This window comes from Nostoc sp. CCY0012, assembly GCF_963920855.1.
Taxonomy (GTDB): domain Bacteria; phylum Cyanobacteriota; class Cyanobacteriia; order Cyanobacteriales; family Nostocaceae; genus Cyanocohniella.
The window spans coordinates 1-14,059 of record NZ_CAWUDM010000007.1 but is presented as its reverse complement, the minus strand read 5'-3'; the positions used below and the strand labels follow the sequence as shown (position 1 = coordinate 14,059).

Annotated in this window: 11 protein-coding genes; 10 read left to right on the top strand and 1 reads right to left on the bottom strand. The window is 39.3% G+C overall.

What is annotated here, in order from left to right; genetic code table 11:
• The first annotated feature begins 78 nt into the window (after positions 1-78).
• From ACM0OS_RS02980 to ACM0OS_RS02935, 10 genes are all read left to right on the top strand, one after another.
• Entirely contained in the window at positions 79-1,137 is a 1,059-nt protein-coding gene (locus tag ACM0OS_RS02980; RefSeq protein WP_414541665.1) for a type IV secretion system protein, read from the top strand.
• A complete protein-coding gene (locus ACM0OS_RS02975) occupies positions 1,137-1,862 on the top strand; it encodes a hypothetical protein (protein ID WP_414541664.1) in 726 nt (241 codons plus the stop codon). The genes ACM0OS_RS02980 and ACM0OS_RS02975 overlap by 1 nt, the downstream gene beginning before the upstream one ends.
• 1 nt (position 1,863) lies before the next feature.
• Positions 1,864-3,351 carry a TrbI/VirB10 family protein gene (locus tag ACM0OS_RS02970; protein WP_414541663.1) on the top strand — a complete coding sequence of 496 codons (1,488 nt, stop codon included), beginning with the start codon at positions 1,864-1,866 and terminating at the stop codon, positions 3,349-3,351.
• Positions 3,348-4,256, top strand: coding sequence for a hypothetical protein (locus tag ACM0OS_RS02965; protein ID WP_414541662.1), 909 nt, complete (start codon positions 3,348-3,350; stop codon positions 4,254-4,256). The genes ACM0OS_RS02970 and ACM0OS_RS02965 overlap by 4 nt, the downstream gene beginning before the upstream one ends.
• 57 nt (positions 4,257-4,313) lie before the next feature.
• Positions 4,314-5,504 carry a hypothetical protein gene (locus tag ACM0OS_RS02960; RefSeq protein ID WP_414541661.1) on the top strand — a complete coding sequence of 397 codons (1,191 nt, stop codon included), beginning with the start codon at positions 4,314-4,316 and terminating at the stop codon, positions 5,502-5,504.
• Positions 5,501-7,363 (top strand): TraM recognition domain-containing protein, encoded by a 1,863-nt coding sequence (locus ACM0OS_RS02955; protein ID WP_414541660.1) that lies wholly within the window; start codon positions 5,501-5,503, stop codon positions 7,361-7,363. The genes ACM0OS_RS02960 and ACM0OS_RS02955 overlap by 4 nt, the downstream gene beginning before the upstream one ends.
• A 9-nt stretch (positions 7,364-7,372) precedes the next feature.
• On the top strand, positions 7,373-7,804 hold the full coding sequence (locus ACM0OS_RS02950) for a hypothetical protein (RefSeq protein WP_414541659.1): 432 nt from the start codon (positions 7,373-7,375) through the stop codon (positions 7,802-7,804).
• 71 nt (positions 7,805-7,875) lie between these two features.
• Positions 7,876-9,183 carry a hypothetical protein gene (locus tag ACM0OS_RS02945; protein ID WP_414541658.1) on the top strand — a complete coding sequence of 436 codons (1,308 nt, stop codon included), beginning with the start codon at positions 7,876-7,878 and terminating at the stop codon, positions 9,181-9,183.
• Between the two features lie 448 nt (positions 9,184-9,631).
• Positions 9,632-9,910, top strand: a complete 279-nt coding sequence (locus ACM0OS_RS02940; protein WP_414541657.1) for a hypothetical protein — start codon at positions 9,632-9,634, stop codon at positions 9,908-9,910.
• Positions 9,907-10,326 (top strand): type II toxin-antitoxin system VapC family toxin, encoded by a 420-nt coding sequence (locus ACM0OS_RS02935; RefSeq protein WP_414541656.1) that lies wholly within the window; start codon positions 9,907-9,909, stop codon positions 10,324-10,326. Before ACM0OS_RS02940 ends, ACM0OS_RS02935 begins: the two co-directional genes overlap by 4 nt.
• A 153-nt stretch (positions 10,327-10,479) precedes the next feature.
• On the opposite strand, the gene ACM0OS_RS02930 is transcribed toward ACM0OS_RS02935, so the two are convergent.
• The coding region (locus ACM0OS_RS02930) for an AAA family ATPase (RefSeq protein WP_414541655.1) at positions 10,480-14,059 on the bottom strand (3,580 nt) is incomplete at its 5' end.

Below are 14,059 nucleotides of genomic sequence, written 5' to 3'. Positions count from 1 at the left end.
TAAGTTCAGTAACTTAATTTATTCGTATTAAGTTACTGAACTAAAAACTTTTATTTTTTAACCAAATGACTTAGCAAAATGTTTATACCTCTTATTTTGGCTCAATCTAGCGGTCAACAACCAGGGCAAAATACAGGAGCAACAATTTCTGGTGAAATCATCGAAGCTGCCATGAATGGCTCAGATATGATTGTCCAATCTTTTGAACAAGATTGGCAAGATTTTGCGGCTGGTCAAAGTCCTGTTTATATAGCAATTGTATCAATTTCCATGTTAGTCGCTGTGGTATTAGTAAGTTTTTGGTCTTTGGGTTGGTACTCACAATTTAGCGAAGAAGGTTTTTCATCTGGTGTTGTAAATGAGATGGTGTTTCCGCTTTTAGTAATTTTGATGCTTTCTAATAATGGCATGATGTTGGCTGGCTCAACATTGGCTCTTAGAAATGTAACTGTTAACTTAAACAGCCAACTTTTATCTATTACTAGAAATGGAGTCACCTTAAAAGATGCAATTCGTATTACCAATCTAGATCAAGGATTTGCACTTGCTACACAAGCTGCTCTTGCACAATGTGAAAAACATAATGAATTAGAAATTGACTCTCAAGGGAACAGGAATAATCCACGTAAGAAATGTATTGATGAAACAATCCAGCAAGCAAAGACTGAATCCCAAAAAATCAGACAAAAAAAAGGTTTAGGTTCAGGAACTGGAAGCTGGAATCCTTTGGATGTTGGTGGAGAATTAATTAATAACTTGGTACAAGGGTTTGCTTTTCTCATTTTTAGTGGGTTATCAGCAGGGTTTCAATACATAGTCCAGTTATCATTCTTGCTAACAGCATATGTCGCTCCAATATTTCTCGTGCTTAGTTTACTGCCAGTAGGTGCAAAACCTATTTATGCTTGGATATCAGGATGGCTAGCATTAACATTAGTGCTAATTTCATATTCAATCATTGTCGGAATAGCTGCAAGTTCAATTGTTAATGCACCTGCTAATAATCCTTTGTTAACGCAATTAATACAAGCTATTTTTTCACCTTTGCTTGCTGTAGCAATAGGTACTGGTGCTGGAATGGCTGTATTTACAGCTTTTTCTAGTGGTGTTAAATTTTCTGTAGGGTTAAGAAGATAATGCGATTACTTGAAAGAAAAGAACTAAATCTTACCCCAATATTTCTCATGGGTAACGCAGTCTTACTTACTCTTTTACTGTTGATAGAGATCATAAATTTTTCCCGGATAGGAAAAGTTGCTAACTCAAAAATACCTACATTAGTAGAATTAAATGACGGTGAATCTATTAGAGTATCTTCCATAAGTAGTGATGAGCGCTCCCCGCAAGCCATTACGCATTTTGTAGGTCAAACAATGATGGGTTTACTTAGCTGGAATACAGTACCTCAAATAAGTAATGATTACAATGTAGAACCCACTAAAAACCTGAAATTAGATTCTGGTGTGCAAGCAGGCGACAATAAAATTACTACGACAGTATGGGCTACAGGATTTGCTTTATCTGAAGATTTCCGCGCTCCTTTTCTTAAAGAAATAGGTAATCTGACTCCTCCCAATGTTTTTAATGGTTCCACTCAGTCTATTTTAAAAATAAGTTGGCTTAGTGAACCTAAAAAACTCAGAAAAGGTGAATGGTCTATAAATATGATTGCGGAAGTTATTGTGTTTCAGGCTAGCAATATGATAGGAACACCAATAGCATTTAACAAAACTATTTTTGTAAGAGCAATAGACACACCCGCTTTACCAAATATTTCATCTGATTTTCAGCAAACTGCTTATCATGTTCGGAAAGCTGGGCTAGAAATTTATAAAATTCAAGATTTAGAGCTAAGTAATTAACATGACGCAAATACAAGAATCTCCACAAATAGAAGTACAGGATACAGTACAAAAGCCAGGCGAAATACCCGATACACTATCAACGCCAGAAGAGATACAAGATAAAAATAACTTTGCCGCCATGAATGGGGTAAAAGCTGAAATAAAAGAAATTAAATCCCCAGAAATACCTCAACCTGAAGAAATTGTCACTACTCGTACAGTCTCACAAAACCCCATCTTAAAAATGTGTGTTATTGGTGGAGGAATACTGCTTTTTATCATGCTCATTGGTGGTGTAATCAATGGTTCCATGAATGCATTGAATTTGACTACCACTAAAGAAATTGAACCTGCAAAGAACTCTCAAGAAGTGTTAGAAGAACCAGAAATTAAGGACGAGACAGGCGAAACCAAGACAGCTTTAGCTCTAACTAGTCAAAACTTAGAATTTAAAAAGATTCGTGACCAGAAGGCTCAAGTAGAAGCTACGCCCACAGCCACGCCTACACCTGTGGCTGTCGCGCCACCCCCACCCCCATCACCACCGCAAGTTCAAGCTACTAGGACTGTTTCTACTCAACCAGTACCACCGCCTCGCAGATATACCACACCGCCCCCCGCGCCTGTTCCTACTCCTACAGTACCGCCAGTTTCTAGCACGGCAACACAAGCAAAAGCTCCTCCTGTAGATCCCATGCAGCAGTGGTTAGCAGTTTCTAATATTGGTCATTATGGAACTTCAGAGCCAACAGATTTTACATCTTTGGCATCTGATGAATTGGAGAATCTTGAAGGTATTCAAGGTGGTTCAGGTAATCAATTGGTTGATAAACAAGTTTCAAATCAGAACCTTAATTTAAATCCTGACCACAATGGGAAACGAGTTTTGGTAGGAAGCCGTGTAGAAGGTAGCTTAGAAACTCCTATTGCCTGGAGTCGAAATACTACACAACAAGAAAATCAAAATTATTTAATTCGATTAACTAAACCGTTACAAGCATTTGACGACACAGAAGTATTACCAGTAGGTTCTTATATTGTAGCTCGGCTTAATAGTTCTAATGAATCAGGATATGTGCAAATGCACGCTGTTTCTGCCTTAATTAACATAGATGGGAAAACAGAAGAAAAAAGTATTCCAGAGAACTCGGTTTTGATACTTGGTAAAAATGGCAATCTTTTGAAAGCCAAATCCCAAAAGGGTAGTGAATTAGGTGGTTCTTTGATGGCATCAATATTATCTGGAGTAGCAAAGGCGGCGGAAATTCAAAATCGTCCTAATAGTCAATCAACTATTAACTCAATAGGTATTTCAACTGTTACTACTAGCAATGATGATAAAAATTTAGTAGCAGGATTTGCTGAGGGCAGCATAAATGAGATGGTACGAAGAATGCAAACCGCAAATCAACAGCGATTACAACAAATGCAGTCAGAAACCATAGTATTTGTTCTGGAATCAGGAACGTCTGTTCAGTTGTTTGTCAATCAAACTATCTTATTATGAAACGATTTATTCAACAAGGGCATAAACCCAAAACAGTACTTATCTCTGCCTTTTGTCTGCTCAATTTAGTAGTTTTTAATTCTGCTAAAGCCTTAGCTAGTTCAACTAGAGTAGTATATTCACAAGATGCTCAAGGTATAACCGCTTCGGGAATTGATTTAAAAGTTTGGAGTGGGTACGGATTAACTATCAATTTTATTCCGTCTGGTGAAATCATCAAACAAGTGTGGATTGGTGACCCAACTCGTATTTCCTTCACTTCTAATGGTGGGTTATGCCAAAAAATGGAATCAAATCAAGAATGTACAAATGCTGGAGCGACAGTTTTATTTCTGCGGCATATTCAACCAATTAAATTTCCACATCTCACATCTAGTAGTGATGGGAGTACACAACTTACAATTCTCACTAGTGGTGCTGAAGGACAGAAACAATATCAATTTAAATTAACACCGGCCACAGGACAGCCATCATACACAAGTTTAATCATCAAACCTGATTCAGAAAGACCCAAGCCCTTATTAGTGGCTGAGGAAACACCACCAGTAATAACTGAGCCAGTATCTGCTAAAGAAACAGTTGCTGCTAGGAATAATCAAAATACTAACCCTCAGATTACATCTCCTAACCATCAGAATAGTAACGTTCAAATTACATCTTCTAATCTTTCTAGTATAACTTTGATTCCAGGTAGAACGATTCAACGAAATGATGCTAATGCTATAGCTTACGGGTTAGCAATTGCTGGACGTAATGGGGAAATTAAACAAGGCTCTCCTATATGGAATAAACTCCAGGATACTATTAGATTGCTTAGACGAGGTAAGAGCAGAGAAGAAGCTATCGCTCTCTCTGGTATTGATGCTGAAATTTTTAACCAATTAATTGAGTTAGGAAAACTTTAATTAATGCAATTCATCTGGAAAATGTAAAAACCCAGCAATGTTTTTATTCCGAATCAAATGAAATTTAAAAAATATTTGTTAGCTACCACTGCTTTAATTTCGGTAGCTTCACAACCACAACCATCTCTAGCTCAACCGCCAACACTTACCTATTCTGTAGGTAAATATCAAGCCCAAGCCCCTGACTGGGCAAAGATAACTTGGGGAACCCTGCCACCAGTCCAAGAATCTGGTTATCTCAGCATCCCTAAAAATTTAATTCCCCAGTTTGGCTATGACCCCTCTCGTTCATGGTCAGCAGGACAACAAGTAGATTCTATAGTCATGCTGGGAGATGTGGAAGATGCTTTCAGGCTTGATTCATTTACCCTCAACCAGATATCTGCAATTACTCCAGCCAACAGTGCGAAACTGACACTTAAAGACTTTGGGTTGATGGAATGGCAAACCCCTCAATCTTTAGTGAAAGCCATACCGAGTTTGGGAAACCTCAATGTCAATCAGGTTCAACCCATCCGAGATTTATTTATTAAAGCGGGTGTTTCTGGTGGTGGTAAAATTGGTCAAATTATTAATTACAATCCCAAAGCTGCCAATCTGACTTTAGGTAACCTTGATTTAAGTAAGTATTCTCTGAACTCAATTCCCCGCTTGAATATAACTCAAATTAATAAATTCTCAGGTTGGCAACGTAGTTTCATTAATCAAGTTCCCAACCTGGATCAAGTACCTTTTGATAAAATGCCACTGCCAATTCAATCTGGGACTGGGGTAGTTGGCGTGGCCTCGGTTGTACTTGGGAAGGCGGAACGCGGGGACGCAAAAGTAGGCGCTAACTACTTTGTTTCTGGCAGTGTTAACAGTCGTAGTGCAACTATTCCCGTAGCCTGTGAAGCTGGTAAGGAATGCGCCTACATGGAATTAGGTGATTTAGCAGGGCAAGGGGGATCACTTTATGGTAAGCGTTGGGCATCCGGTTCATCCCAACAGGTAAAAGGAGGGTTCGGCTTTTTAAGTGTTGTCAATGGTGGAAAGGAGCCTACAGGCAGACTTGTTTATGGCCCTGGGTTCAAGGTGGCTTTGATTGGGGTAAACGAATCAAAGGGTACGGCTGACTTTGGCTTGTTTTTTAGGATTTGTGTTCGACCGCCTTTGGGTCCCCGAACTTGCACCCCCTATTTCATCGGACCCATTCCTTGGATACCTGTTAGTGAGAATAACCTTGTGATACTGGGGGCGGGAGGATGACAACATCTCAAGAAGTTAGTATCGACCAATTCATTCCACCGGAGATGCAATCCTCATTTTTGTCTCCTGCCGGGCTAGGATTGCTTGCCTGTGGGGCAGTAATTGTCATCGCCAAATATATTGATAGTCAAGGGGGAAAAGCTAAACTAGCTACAGCTAGATGGGGTGGCAGCGCTGAAAAAAAAGCGGCTCGAAAATTAGCTTGTAAGCAAATTCAGCAACGCAAGCATAACCGAGTATCTTTATTTATTGGCACTCCCAAAAATACTAAGGCTCTGATTGTCAATAACAGAAGAATTACCCAAATTCCTGAAGATACTTCCACGCTTTATTTACCAGACGCACAACGGGGGATTTTAGTTTGTGGCGGCCCTGGTTGTGGGAAGTCATTCTCAATGTTGAATCCCTTAGTGCGGTCTGCGATTAACCAGGGGCTACCAGTGATTCTGTATGATTTCAAATATAGTGAACAAGAATCAGCCACAGCTTCAGCCAAAGGACAAGCCCCAATACTCGCCGGCTATGCTTTGGAACGAGGTTATGATGTCACTGTTCTTGCACCAGGATTTAAAGAATCAGCGATCGCTAACCCGATAGACTTTCTTCGTAACAATGAAGACTCTGAGATGGCTAGACAACTGGCCATCACCCTTAACCGCAACTTTAAGCTAGGTTCAGATGAAGGAGGTAACAGTTTTTTCTCTAACGCTGGGGATCAGCTAGTGCAAGCAGTCTTTATGTTTGTAAAAGGGACTAAATACCCAGACATCATGATGTGCCAAGCTATTTTGGGACTGCCTAAATTAGTCAAGCGAATTGAAGAAGCGGAAAACCTAAATTTTATGGTCAGAGAAGCTTTCGCGCAATTTGTTTCTGTTGCTGGTAGTCCCGAAACAGCTGCTTCGATAGTGGGAACAGCCAGTGGTTTGTTTAGCAGATTTATGGTTCCCTCTGCCCTCGCCGCTTTTTGTGGTCAAACTAATATTCCACTGGACTTAAAGGGACGGCAGATGGTGATTTTCGGGATGAATAAAGAAAAGCGTGATGTTATTGCGCCTTTATTAGTTTCAATTTTGCATCTTTTAGTTAGTAGAAATGTAGCAACAAAACGCTCTTGTCCTCTGGTACTTGCTTTAGATGAATTACCTACTTTATATTTGCCTGCTTTGGTAGATTGGCTTAATCAGAATAGAGAGGATGGTTTGGTATCAATTTTAGGGTTGCAAAACCTTTCAATGCTTGAGGAGGCTTACGGCGAAAACACAACTAATGCCATATTTGGGGGCTGTGCTACGAAAGCCTTTTTCAATCCCCAAGATGATATTGCTGCCGAGCGATTTAGTAATTTTCTGGGTGAGGAAGAAATCAAATATAAACAGCGTTCTCGTAGTTCTGGAGGCAAGGGCGGGGCAAGTATTTCTAATTCAGACCAAAACAGTACACGGAAACTATTCGATATCAATCAATTTAATACTTTGCCGGAGGGAAAGGCAGTAATTATTAACCCAGGGTTTCGCGCTCGTGGGCAAATAAGTATACCTGTGTTACAACAAATTCGTATTCCTAAGCATGAAATCAAATCTGAAGGTTTCAGTGTAAAAGCTTGGTACGAATTTCAAAAAGACTTAGCCTCTAAATCATCTCTTCAGATACCTGCTTCTGAAGAAATGAATCTTAGAAGAATGGAAGCTGAAAAACTGTTACCATTAACAGAAAATACAGCTAAATCTTCGGAAAAAGAAGTTCAGTTATTAGCTAAAAAAGCAGAATTAGAGTCTAAAAAATCACAAGTAAAAGCTCGACAAACACAAGCTAAATCTGCAACAGTTCAAGCAGTTAAAAAAGCTCATGACCTTTAGGAGAAAATTATGAATGATAAACAAAAAGCATATTTACAGCACTACCAAGATGAGTGTGCTAAACTTCCATCTGATATAGCAACTTTTGCTAATAAGTATTTTATCCAGTATTTTAATGAATTTGTAAATACTATCGATTCTTGGCATGATGAGCCATTGCCTGATGGTTATATTCCACATTCATTTGAAATTTACTATGGTACATCACATAGTCCTCATATCCATATAGTTGATGGTGTTTTGGAAGAATACACCTTACCAGAGTTAGAGAAAAATAGCCCTTCTGTAACATTAATTATTGATAGTAATTTTGTCTATATCGAAGTTGAAGGGAAAGAAATTCTCAACAAAATTGGTGGGGCTATCTTACCAAAAATAATTACCAATCCTTCCCTGCTGTTAAGTAGTTTAACTAACAGGAGCCAGTATTCTGAATCCTAAATATTGAATCTTGAATACTCTATATCTAGAAAGATAGAGGTTTAATTTATACTCATAAATGGAGACGTAACATGATTGAACCATCAGATGCCAAAGAAATCAAAAATGATTATCTTGATACTTTAGAAACATTACTAAAAACTATCTTTCAAAAAGCTAAAGAAAAAGAGTTTAACCCTGATAAAGAAATATTAATCAAGGTTGGTAATGAAAGAATTTATAAAGGTCTGGCTGATGAAAATCTCAAGAATATTAATCCTTTTATTTCCCAGGATTTAGTTGATAAGTTAGAAAAAGCTTTCAATCATCCTGAAAAACTTAATAATGTAGTATCAATCAAGATTGGTAAGGAAGAAGTCTTTCGTGTAGATAAGGGTGAAACAAAAATAGATACATTAGGTTTATCAAATGTCATAAGCCAAACTCAAAAAAATGTTAAACCTGAACGTGTTTATAGCGTTGAAGCGTTACAAAAGCAAGTTGATGTTTTGCATAAACAGATGCAAGAACAACAGAAGCTTGTAGATGAACTTAAAACACAGCCTCAGTCAGAAGAATCAATCAAAAAGCTGTTCGCTCAAGTTGAAGAAATGTCTAAGTCGCTGGAGAAACAGCAAAAAGCAATTGAGAAAACACAGCAATCATTAGCAGCTTTTAGCGAACGTTCTTTACCTACCATTCAAAATACCAAGTTGCAAAACTGGGTGGGTTCAATTGAAAATAAAGTTAAGCAGACATCAAAAAGTTTGCTTACGCGAGTTAAAGAAGCTCTTACACCTGAAGTTGTAAAATTGCGTAATTCTGTTGACAAACAAATCTCTGAGATTAAATCCCAGATAGACCAGCAAGTTTCTACTCTCAGAAATGAGCTACAAACGCAAGTAGATGGTGTTAAATCTCAAGTTAAAACTAGCATTAATGATGTTCGGGAAAATGTTGATCATAAAATAACAACTGTTCAAGGAGTAATTCAAGATACTCGTCAAGAAATTGCTCAAACTGTTTCCCAAATTAAACAAAAAGCTATTGAGGATAGTGTCAAAACTCTGCTCAATTATCTAGGAGAGAAACAACCTGATGGTTCGATAAGTTTCAAAAGTACAAACTTCAGTTTTCAACAACAAGGTGATACTGTAAGTGTTAAGGCTAATAATGGCACTGAAGTCATTAAAGATGGAGTTCTTACCCATGAGGTTACGCCAGAACAAATTACCCAACTTGAAAAAGTTCAACCTGTAGTTGATGAGTATTTGAACGCTCAAGCTGATTTAGAATATGCTAATGCTGAGTCTGAATACTTACAAGCTGAAGAACAATATTTAAGTGATACTGACAGTATTGAAGAAGAAGAAAATTTATCTAGAGGTTTGAGTCGTTAATACTTAAATGTGTATTGAGTTGGCTTCAAGGAGATGGCAATATTTCTCTTGAGGCTATCCCTCGGCAGATCAACACCTAACTAACATTGAAATTATAAAGCGTGAAACATAATACTAATTCTCCTCAATATCTTTGCCAAAATAAGAGCCTAGATGAATTTTGGCAAAAGTGGCAAAATCAAGCATACAGAAGCGTTTTGATGAAAAGATAGTTTGTCATCCCAAACCCTTATCCTGCTGTCAATACGTTAAAAAACCATTGTGGAAACCTTAAAGAAATTTTTAGGACTGATTGTTTTTGCCAATCCTCAAAAAAATGGGAGTTAATGGTTAAAGTATCATTATCTCACCCTCGTAAATTAGCTACAGTAGTGTTAAATATGATTTTTGATTCAATTGAGAATATAATTGTATCTAAGTATTAGAAGTTAAGAGTAGAGGTAAAACTATGACTCTGGAACAAGCAGTTTTAGAAAGCTTACGAGAATTACCCACAGATAAACAACAAGAGGTTTTAGATTTTATTCAATTTCTCCAATATAAATTATTAGCTAAAAAAACACTTGCCATATCTGACAATCAAGACGTTTTAACAGAAAGTCAAGAAAATAATGATTTTTGGTCAGCTTTACAAGACTTTAGACAAAGGGTGGATTTAGAAAGTATTGATGATGATACTTTTGAAAATTTACGGGATAATTCACCAGGAAGAGAAGTTAATTTATGAGTTTAAAGTATTTACTAGATACTAATATATTATCGGAGGTTAAACGCCCTCAACCCAATGAAAAAGTAATGGAAAAGCTAAGGTTATATAGACAAGAAATTTCCACCGCTACCGTAGTTATCCATGAAATGTTATATGGTTGTTTACGTCTTCCTCTGTCTAGAAAACGCGAAGATATAGAGGATTATATAAATAATGTGGTTTTAGCACAACTTCCTTTATTTGATTATACTCTCCAAGCGGCAAAATATCACGCCCAGGAAAGAGCCAAGTTATCTAAGCTTGGTAAAAGTCCTGCTTTTATTGATGGACAAATTGCTTCTATCGCAGTTACAAATGATTTTATTTTAGTAACAAATAATGTGACGGATTTTCAAGGTTTTGATATTCTCAAAATAGAGAATTGGTTTTTTTGATTTAGCAAATTAAATCTTTCATTATTTTAAAAATATGATTTACTTCATTAGTTTAATAAAAAAAATCGTATATTAAAACCTGTACTCTACCCTCTAAACTTCATACCCTGTCTTCACGAAAAAGTTTTTGATATACTGATTTTGAATATATAGTTAGCGTCTAAAACGGATTGATTGATTTTCCACTTCTGACTCTAACAATGCGATTTCTTCCAGTAACTCAATTTCGGATGACAACTCCTGAATTTCTGCTTCTAGCTCTGATTCACTAGTGCTATTTAGCTTTTCTATAATCTGAGGTTTATTCTCTCTAATTACTTGACGAACAACCTTCATCTTAGATAACTGGGGGTCATTCTTTTGCTGTGGCTGTTCAAAGTAGTCTGACACTTCTAAGACTAAATCTGCTAATTCATCCTTGTTTAAACCAAATATCATCTCCCTGATTTGCCACTTTAGTTGCTGCTGGCGTTCTTCAGGACTCAACTTCTTAGGTGGTGCTGGTGGTGAATGTCGCTGTTTGTTGTTGCGATCGCGCCACTCCTTCAAGGTTAATGCTTCACTACATACCTTCTCGTATGCCAAAGCCCCATGAGCCACAATTAAATCATCAACACCTTTATCTGGCCCTGGTAATGTCACTACATTGACCTTAGCTCCTCGCTCCTCCAGTAGTCCACCGGTGCGCGAGATGGCAATATCTATATTTCTTTTTGTTTCCGGTCGTGTCTCATAGTCAAAACAGAAAGTCATCTCTCGTCCCGGCGTGGTGAAAACAGCTAACTCATCCATCAGCCTTGCTTTCACCTGCTCACCAAACTCATCCTTGCTGCGATAACCAGCATATATCCCTGGTAGTCCAATTGTTGCGTGACCTTGGCTTAACAAACTAGCGGCTTTCTTCGCTCCCTCAGTGATTGTCACTGGGAGGTTATACTGACAAACACAATACCAAAATCCACTTTTCTTATCGCTTTCAGTAGGCTGTACCCCTGCTTTCTCATAGATACGCTCGGCAAGATCATCAGGTACATCTAACAGGAAAATACTTAACTCAGTTTTAGGTGGATGCTCATATTTAATAAACTTACCGGGTTGATCAGCTTTTTCTCGTGGGTTGTTGGGTTTGTAGCATCCCCACAGTTTTCTATCAGGTTCATCTCCTGGTTTCAGGTCAGCAAAGGATTTTGGATTAACACCAGCATCACACCACCAGCCACCAGATTCAATATGAGCATACTTACTCATAAATCCTGATGAAAGCCTACCTGTATTGGTGCGGGGCAATTTATCACTGTACATCAGGTATTCCCAAGCCTCATGCTCCCATTCCCTGGTTTGATGCAGACTTTTGAAGTTACGACTGGCAATTTCCGGGTGAATGGCGCTGTCAAGTACTAATTCTTGCCAGTGCTTTTCGTCAAGGCGTTCCGGTGCTGACACAGAATTTTCAGGAGTCCAAAATGCTACTGTTGGGGGTGGAGTCTTGGAAACTTGCTGTTTAATAACAGGTTTGGGAGTAGCAATAAGAGGCAGAGGGGCAGAGGAGCGGAGGGGCTGAGGGGAAGAATTTGGCAGAGGGGCTGAGGTGCAGAGGGGCGGAGGGGCAGAATTTGCTAGGGGTGCAGAAGTTGGCAGAACAGAGGACGAGGACACATTGTAAAATTGCTCCTCTGCTTTTTCTCTTCGCTCCTCGGCTCCCCCGCTCCTCCGCTCCTCCGCTTTTTCCCTTTGCTGCTTCGCTAATTCCTGTTGTCGCAGTAGAGCCAGAGCATTTTCCTTAGCTCTACTGGATTGCGCCTGGGCTAATAAATAATCCTTATCCTCCGTATACAGCTTTAATTCATACCTAGCACGGCTAACCGCTACATAAAAACTCTCTTGTCCAATGGTGTTATCAGCCGCAATCAATACTCGGTCAGCAGTTTTACCCTGACTACTATATGTAGTGCTGACAATGGCATAATCCAGATGTTGCGCCTGTTGTAAATTGATAACTTCAGTTTGACTGCTATCTAAATACTCAATTTGTGCCTCAAACCCAGTAATGGCTGTGACTACAAATTCCTGGCCATTACGCCTACCTAATTGGCGGTCATTCTTTGTCCAGCGTAGGCGATCGCTCACAGCAATTTCAATTCCCTGCCTTTGATAAACTGCTTGCTCAAATCCCGTATCTACCTGAAATGCTTGACCATTCTCAGCTTTCAGGGTTAAACGGTCATTATCCTTACCCACCACTTCATACAGTTTGCCCTTCTCCAATCCCCGGCGCTTGTAACTGCGCGTAGGCATGACTACATCACCCAGTTCAAAATTATGGGTGTAGCGCCTTTGTACTCTTGTCAAATCTTTGGCTTTTAACTGAGTAATGTTAATCCCAGTACCTAAACTTCCCTCAGCTTTGAGTTTTTCCCGAATGGCTTGGGTGATATCTAGTCTTTCAATATTGGTTCCTGCCAGTACCAAGGTTCTAGCTCGTTGTTCTGGTGTAGCTGTTATGTAATCACGGGCAATTGCCTCAATTTTTAGTTCTCTGCTGACGTTTTGAATACTGCCGTTTTCATCTAACCGTGTAAATCCGTCCTGAATCCTACCTTCAGCAATTAAATCTACTGCTAGTTTTAGCTCTGGGGCGCGTTGTCTTAAGGATTCGTTTAAGTAGCTAGTTTTGATTCCTGCCTGTTGCAGGGATTTAAAGGGGTTGCCTGCTTCTACGGCTGATAACTGCTTTGTATCACCCACTAACAACACTCTGGCTTGTTCTTGGGTAGCCCTTTCTAACAAAGCGATCGCATCTTTGGCACTGAGTAACCCGGCTTCATCTATAATCCAAATTTGCTGTGATTCAATCTCCTGGGACGGTTCAGAAACCAATAGTCTAGCAACAGTTTCGGCTTGAATATCCAACTCTTGACTCAGGACTTTAGCGGCCATTGAACTGGGGGCAAAGCCTTTGATGGTATACCCAGCATCGGCGGCAATATCCTTTAATTCCTTAAGGGCGAAAGTCTTACCAGCACCAGCTACTCCTTGCCAAGCAATAAATTGGTCTGTGGTAGTGGCTACTGCTTCTACGGCGCGGCGTTGACCTAAATTTAGGGTGGTTTCCTCCAAACGGCTCGTAATTATTTCTGGGTGGGCGAGTGAGTTAACTTTGGATTGCCCATCCTGCATGAGTTTAATGGTTGCCAGTTCGCGGTTAACTGCTGCCAGAGTAGTAAAGTCACGGGTATCGGAGGATAGGCTGAGTAATTCGGGATTAGCTTTAATTAACGGTTCTATCTGGCTGACATCTGTGGCTAGTCCTTGATTGAGGATGAATTTTTCTAATTCTTCCTGGGTGAAGGCAACATTTCTTTCTGAACAGTGAGCGATGGCATCTTCCAGGTTGTCATAGCTTACCAGTCTGGGCTGTAGTTCCGGCTGTGCTTCTCCTGGTTGGACAAATTTAATCCCCAGTGCTGCGGCTTCTTCTCTCCACTTGGCTTTTAGTTCTTCTGGGTTAATTTTCTGTTTGATGCTCCGGGTAGTAGTCCACGCTTTTTCTCGTTCTGCCCAAGTTGCGTTTTCACCTACTGCTTCTAATATCTGTTGTCTGCGTTTGGAAAATTCTTGTAAATCGTCTGGTTGAAATCCTTTAATCTCAAATTGTCCATGATTCCTGGCTTCGACCTCGTACCCCAGTTTTTGTACTTCTACTGCGAGGTAGTTTTGGTACACCATGCCGAGA

What these genes read in the sequence shown, in the direction of transcription:
- ACM0OS_RS02940 (WP_414541657.1), top strand. Translation starts at nt 9,632, where the DNA reads ATGACTCTGGAACAAGCAGTTTTAGAAAGCTTACGAGAATTACCCACA.
- ACM0OS_RS02960 (WP_414541661.1), top strand. Translation starts at nt 4,314, where the DNA reads ATGAAATTTAAAAAATATTTGTTAGCTACCACTGCTTTAATTTCGGTA.
- ACM0OS_RS02975 (WP_414541664.1), top strand. Translation starts at nt 1,137, where the DNA reads ATGCGATTACTTGAAAGAAAAGAACTAAATCTTACCCCAATATTTCTC.
- ACM0OS_RS02950 (WP_414541659.1), top strand. Translation starts at nt 7,373, where the DNA reads ATGAATGATAAACAAAAAGCATATTTACAGCACTACCAAGATGAGTGT.
- ACM0OS_RS02965 (WP_414541662.1), top strand. Translation starts at nt 3,348, where the DNA reads ATGAAACGATTTATTCAACAAGGGCATAAACCCAAAACAGTACTTATC.
- ACM0OS_RS02955 (WP_414541660.1), top strand. Translation starts at nt 5,501, where the DNA reads ATGACAACATCTCAAGAAGTTAGTATCGACCAATTCATTCCACCGGAG.
- ACM0OS_RS02970 (WP_414541663.1), top strand. Translation starts at nt 1,864, where the DNA reads ATGACGCAAATACAAGAATCTCCACAAATAGAAGTACAGGATACAGTA.
- ACM0OS_RS02945 (WP_414541658.1), top strand. Translation starts at nt 7,876, where the DNA reads ATGATTGAACCATCAGATGCCAAAGAAATCAAAAATGATTATCTTGAT.
- ACM0OS_RS02935 (WP_414541656.1), top strand. Translation starts at nt 9,907, where the DNA reads ATGAGTTTAAAGTATTTACTAGATACTAATATATTATCGGAGGTTAAA.
- ACM0OS_RS02980 (WP_414541665.1), top strand. Translation starts at nt 79, where the DNA reads ATGTTTATACCTCTTATTTTGGCTCAATCTAGCGGTCAACAACCAGGG.